This window comes from Mycobacterium sp. 1245852.3, assembly GCF_001669335.1.
Lineage (GTDB): Bacteria > Actinomycetota > Actinomycetes > Mycobacteriales > Mycobacteriaceae > Mycobacterium > Mycobacterium europaeum_A.
In genome coordinates this window covers 1-639 of the sequence record NZ_LZLL01000623.1, presented here as the reverse complement: position 1 = coordinate 639, position 639 = coordinate 1, and the positions used below count along the sequence as shown (strand labels likewise).

Annotated in this window: 1 protein-coding gene and 1 pseudogene; both read left to right on the top strand. The window is 66.7% G+C overall.

Annotated elements, in window-relative coordinates:
* Positions 1 to 447 (top strand): nitroreductase family protein (locus A9W96_RS29025; RefSeq protein WP_067144614.1); only part of this gene is annotated, 447 nt, incomplete at its 5' end.
* Positions 448 to 454: 7 nt separating this feature from the next.
* A pseudogene (locus A9W96_RS29020) lies at positions 455 to 639 on the top strand (MFS transporter); the annotation flags it as partial.

Genomic DNA, 639 nt, shown 5'->3' with positions numbered 1-639 from the left:
CGCCGCACCTGGGACCTGATCGCCGCGTCGCCGTACGCGGTCGCCGATCGGTTCAAGGAGGACCCCGCGCGCAATCGGGAGCAGCGCAAGGTGTCCGACAGTGCGGCGTATCTGGCCGAGCATTTCAGCGAGGTCCCGGTTTTAATGATTCCGTGCGTCGCGGTCATCGACGGCGACGGCAGGTTGACCGGCGAAAACGCCAACCAGTATTGGAGTTCGGTCATGCCCGCCACGTGGAGTTACATGCTGGCCGCGCGCTCTCGGGGCTTGGGAACCACGTGGACCGGGGTGACCATCATGGCCGACGACGAGATGCGGGCCATCCTCGGCCTGCCGGACAACGTCTATCACGCCACGACCGTCCCCACCGCCTACTACACCGGCACGACCTTCCGCCCCGCCAAGCGGATTCCGCTGGACGACGTGCTGCATTTCGACCGATGGTGACCCCGCAATGAGGTTGCGCGACGCGGCGCCGACCAGACGTGCCATGGTGGTCGCGGTCACGGTGTCGATGGTCGCGTTCCTCGACTCGACGGTGATCAACCTGGCCTTGCCGGCCACCGAGCACGACCTCGGGGGTGGCCTGGTGCTGCAGCAATGGATCGTCGACGGCTACCTGTTGGCGATGGCGGCCGC